The organism is Pedobacter sp. HMWF019 (assembly GCF_003061025.1).
GTDB lineage: Bacteria > Bacteroidota > Bacteroidia > Sphingobacteriales > Sphingobacteriaceae > Pedobacter.
Window position 1 is genome coordinate 1 of record NZ_QAIL01000148.1, and the last position, 5,652, is coordinate 5,652.

At 41.1% G+C, this 5,652-nt stretch carries 3 protein-coding genes; all 3 read left to right on the forward strand.

Annotation, left to right across the window (positions count from 1 at the left end; genetic code table 11):
* Positions 1 to 54 precede the first annotated feature (54 nt).
* The gene (locus DBR11_RS09590; RefSeq protein ID WP_108551996.1) at positions 55 to 3,036 is read left to right on the forward strand and encodes a SusC/RagA family TonB-linked outer membrane protein; all 2,982 of its coding nucleotides are present in this window, start codon (positions 55 to 57) and stop codon (positions 3,034 to 3,036) included.
* A 12-nt stretch (positions 3,037 to 3,048) separates the two neighbouring features.
* Positions 3,049 to 4,632, forward strand: coding sequence for a RagB/SusD family nutrient uptake outer membrane protein (locus tag DBR11_RS09595; protein ID WP_108551998.1), 1,584 nt, complete (start codon positions 3,049 to 3,051; stop codon positions 4,630 to 4,632).
* Between the two features lie 18 nt (positions 4,633 to 4,650).
* The coding region (locus tag DBR11_RS09600) for a SusE domain-containing protein (protein ID WP_108552000.1) at positions 4,651 to 5,652 on the forward strand (1,002 nt) is incomplete at its 3' end.

Genomic DNA, 5,652 nt, shown 5'->3' on the forward strand with positions numbered 1-5,652 from the left:
GTTATACACTCTGATTGTTAACCAAATATTTACACTTAAAAACGAGTTCAGAATATGAAAGTTTTTTACCTCCTTAAGCCTTGTTTACTCCTGCTAATTGTCTTGTCAACTTTTGCAGCAAAGGCACAAACCAGCTCCTTAGCTGGAAGAGTATTGGATGAGACGGGGCTACCTCTTCCCGGCGCATCTGTTCAGATCAAAAGTTTGAATAAAAGTACAGTAACTGATGCCGCAGGGAAGTTTCGCTTAACAGGGCTTTCTAATGGTTCGTTTGAGGTAACAGTAAGTTATATCGGCTATACGCCAACGCTGCAAACGGTGTCTGTATCAGGAAATACGACTTCAGATTTTTCCGTAAAGCCAGATGCGCAAAACCTGAATGAGGTGGTGGTGATCGGTTACGGTACCGCAGAAAAGAAAAACCTTACGGGTTCCATTACAACAGTAAGTTCCAAAGATTTTCAAAAGGGACCCGCCACAACACCGGAGCAATTGATTCAGGGTAAAGTTGCTGGTGTAAACATCATTACCAGCAGTGGCCAGCCCGGCGTGGGAAGTCAGATCCGTATTCGCGGAGGCGCTTCGCTGAATGCCAGTAATGATCCTTTGATTGTTGTCGACGGTGTTCCATTCAGTGGTACAACGATTGACAATGCTCCAAACCCTTTGTCATTGATCAATCCTAATGATATTGAAACCTTCACCGTTTTAAAAGATGCAAATGCAACTGCGATTTATGGATCCAGAGCTTCTAACGGGGTAATCCTGATCACTACGAAAAAAGGTGGTTCCGGAGAACCGGTGATTAACTTCAGTACCAGTAACTCTATTGCCACAGTGGCAAAAAAAGTAAATGTACTGTCTGCTGATCAGATCCGGTCTTTTGTAAATGCAAATCCAACTGCAGAATATGCAACGGGTAAAACTTTTGTCGCTTTATTGGGTAATGCAAATACCGACTGGCAAAACGAAATCTATAGAAATGCCTTTTCAACGGACAATAACTTAAGTATGACGGGTAATTTTCATGGTGTACCTTATCGTATTTCAGGTGGTTACCTGGATCAGCAAGGACTATTGCTTACAGATAAATTTAGCCGTGCAACGGGTGGTATTACAATTTCTCCCAGGTTATTTACTGACCACTTAAAAATTGACTTGAATTTAAAAGGGGCCTTAACGGAATCCCGGTTTGGTAATTCTGATGCCATTGGTGCTGCACTGCAGTTTGATCCAACTCAATCTCCATACGCTACCAATCAGTATGGTAATTACTTTGAATGGTTAAGAGGCGATGGTAGTATAAATCCTAATGCCCCACGTAACCCACTTGGTCTGATCAATTTGAAAGACAACAATGGCAAAGCGCAAAGAAGTTATGGCAATGCGAAATTTGATTATTCCTTTCACTTTTTACCGGAATTGCATGCCAATTTGAATTTAGGCTATGATGTATCCAATGGTTCAGGAAGGATATTTGTTCCGGCCTTTGCTGCGCAAAGTTATTCGACCAACGGATCGATCAATCAATCTTTAAGTACAGCAAGTAATAAGGTTTCTGAGTTTTATCTTAATTATGCAAAAGATGTGGCCAGCATCCGCAGTCGTTTTGATGCAACTGCAGGTTACGGATATTACGACAATTCAAAAACAACCTATAGCTACACGAATTACAATGCGATAGGTGGTATTATAACTACGCCTAAATTTCCTTATTACGTAGACCGCAACAAGCTATTGTCTTATTATGGAAGGTTGGTTTATACTTTAGCAGACAAATATATTTTATCAGGAACCATGCGTGCCGATGAGTCTTCCAGATTTGCAGATGGTCACCGTTGGGGTTATTTCCCTTCAGTAGGTTTTACCTGGAAAATCAATGGTGAGAATTTTCTTAAAGAAAGCAAATCTGTATCAGATTTGAAATTGAGGCTAAGTTATGGTGAAACCGGAAATAAAGATGGTACCACTATTGGTGATTATAGTTACCTGGCTAAGTATTATGCAAACAGTACAACAGGCCAATATCAGGTTGGAGATAAGTTCTATGACTATTATGCACCTTCTGCATACGATCCGGATTTGAAATGGGAAACCACAGCGACGTATAACGCCGGGTTGGATTATGGGCTTTTTGGCGGCAGGATCTATGGAGCTTTGGATGTTTATTATAAAAAGACTAAAGATCTGCTAAGTACCATTAATATTCCTGTGGGAACCAACTTTAACAATACTTTGGTGACCAATGTAGGTAATATGGATGTTCGTGGTGCTGAATTCAGTTTAAATTTTGCTGCAATAAAGAGCGAAGACATTCACTGGGATTTCGGCTTTAACGTATCTTATAATAAAAGAAAAGTGACCAATCTTACCTTGAACCCTAATCCCTCAGGTAAAGTAGGTGCCGGTGATATTACAGGTGGTACAGGGGTGACTATAAAATATAATGCGGTTAACCAGATACCTGGAGCCTTCTTTGTTTACAAACAGGTTTATGACGGTAACGGAAAACCATTGGAAGGCGTATATGAGGATTTAAATGGAGATGGTGTAATCAATTCCAGCGATCAATACTTTTACAAATCTCCAGATCCAACCTTAACTACGGGATTTAACACCTCATTCAGTTATAAAAAATGGACTTTAAGCACTGCCCTCCGTGCCAGTTTTGGTAACTATGTTTACGATAATATTTCATCAAATTTTGGTGTCAGAAATAATATTATGAGCCCGGCAGGTGTCATTAATAATGCGGGTGTGGATTTCTTGAATACAGGTTTTACCAATAATCAATTTTTAAGTGATTATTATGTAAAAAATGCTTCATTCTTAAAGATGGACAATGTTGCACTGGCTTATGACGCAGGTAAGATATTCAGAAACAGAAACACGACGCTGCGTATAACGGCAAATTGTCAGAATGTATTTGTGGTTTCTAAATACAAAGGTGTAGACCCAGAGTTGACAGATGGTATAGATTATAAATTGTACCCTAGGCCAAGAACATATACGTTGGGTTTTAATGTTGGTTTTTAATTCAAGACAGAAATGAAAAATTCCTTTAAAATAATATTGACATCAGCTGTTTTACTGCTGTCTTTAAATGCATGTAAGAAAAACGATTTTAACTTAAAGCCAACTAATGACCTAACGGCAGATGTAGTGTATGCAACACCTGCAGGTTATAAAGCAGAATTGGTTAAACTATATGCAACATACGGATTGACAAGCCCTACGGGTTCTGATGATAGCGATATCGGGGGCTTGAATTCTGGATTTGCCGATTTCCTAAGATTGTTCTGGACTTCACAGGAGCTACCCACCGATGAAGCGGTGTGTGCCTGGGGTGATACCGGAATTCCAGAACTGGACAATTCTACCTGGAATGCTGATAATCAATTTTTGAGAGGATTGTATTCTAAAGCCATTTTGCAAATTACATTCTGCAATGAGTATTTACGCGAAAGTACCCCGGATAAATTGGCTAGCCGTAACATTACTGGATCCGATGCGACCAATGTGCAACGTTACCGTGCTGAAGCAAGATTCTTGCGTGCCTTCCAGTATTGGGTGTTGATGGATGCTTTTGGTAACCCACCATTTGTAACAGAGAATGACCCCATTGGAAAAACATCTCCAAAACAAACCACCAGAGCAGCGCTGTTCTCCTATGTAGAATCTGAGCTTAAAGCCATTGACGGTGATCTTGCAGATCCACGGAGCAATGAGTATGGACGTGCAGATAAAGGTGCTGAATGGGCCTTATTAGCCAGGTTGTATCTAAATGCACAGGTGTATACTGGAACAGCGAGATATACAGATGCAGTTACCTATTCAAGTAAGGTGATCAATGGAGGTTATAGCTTGAAAACGAATTATAAGGACTTGTTTCTGGCCGATAATAACGTAAACAATAATGAAACGATTTTGACGATTAACTATGATGGTGTACGTGGTACCAATTATGGCGGAACGACCTTTATTATTAATGCGGCAATCAATGCAGACATGAATCCTGCGTCTTATGGCGTGCCTTCAGGCGGATGGGGTGGAAATCGTACCCGCCAGAACTTGCCGGCTTTGTTCCCTGATCCGAATGGTACAGCGGATAAACGTGGTGTTTTCTTCGGCGATAAAAGTACAGTAGACGATATCGCTGTATTTACGGATGGTTTAAGGGTAACTAAGTTCAAAAATGTGACTTCAACTGGTGTAACACCTCCATCTTTAAATGGAACTTTCAGTTCATTGGATTTTCCTTTGTTCCGTTTGGCTGAGCAATACCTGATCTATGGTGAGGCAGTGATGCGTGGTGGTTCAGGCGGCAGCCAGGCTCAGGCTTTAACCTATGTGAACAATTTGCGCCAACGTGCTTATGGCAATGCTTCAGGAAATGTATCGGCGCTAACCGTTGACTTTTTCTTAGATGAGCGTGCAAGAGAGCTTTACTGGGAAGGACACCGTCGTACAGATCTTGTACGTTACGGTAAATTTACAGATGCAAGTTACTTATGGCCATTTAAAGGCGGGTCGAAATCTGGAGCAGGTCTTCCAGCTTACCGTAACTTATATCCGATCCCAGCTGCAGACCTGGTTGCAAATTCGAATCTGGTTCAAAACACAGGTTATTAATTATTCAATCAATAAAATATGAAATCAATTTTTTTAAAATCCATTTCCCTTGTTTTATTAACGATTGGATTATGGTCTTGTAAAAAGGATGAAACAAAGACGGTGTCTGATGTAAGTCCGGCAGGTACGCTTACTGCATCTGCAACAAGTTTGAATTTAGTTCAGGCCAATGCCACCAAACCGGCACTTACGTTGACTTTTCCTGCACCGACGGTTACCGGATATCAGATTCCTGTAACTTCGACCCTACAGTTTGCACTTGCAGGAACTGGTTTTAAAGTGACAAAGGAGATCGTGGCTACAACGACAACTTATTCTCCGACAGTGAACGATTTTAATACCATGTTGCTTGCACTTGGTTTAAAAATCGGGGTCTCAGGTCAGGTAGATGTGAGGCTGAAGTCAGTGCCCGCACCAAATGCAGTGACTTATTCTAATGTGATCACCATTACAGCGACGCCTTATCTGGCTTCTGCCTGGGTCTATGCTCCGGGTGCTTATCAGGGCTGGAATCCTGCAACTGCAGATAGTTTGGTTTCTTTAACCAGCAATGGTATTTATCAGGGTATTATTAATTATCCTGCTGGACAATTTGAGTTCAAAATCACACCAGCTAAAACCTGGGATGTTTCTTATGGTGATGGCGGTAGCGGTACTTTGAGTACTTCTGGAGGTAACCTAAATGCAGGCGTAGCAGGATCAAGATTGGTAACTGTGGATATGAACAAAAAGACCTGGACTATTGCGAATGCAGATTCATGGTCTATCATCGGCAGTGCAACACCTAAAGGCTGGGATGCAGATACGGATATGAAATTCATTAATGATGGCAAAGGTGGATATAAGATAACTGTTGACCTGGTTGCAGGTGAATTCAAGTTTAGACAAAACCATGCCTGGACAGTTAATTTTGGTGGTAGTATTGGAGCTCTGGTGCTTAATGCAGGTAATATTGCAGTTGCTGCAGCAGGAAATTACACCATTACTTTTATACCTGTTTATACACAACCCGTTCCAACC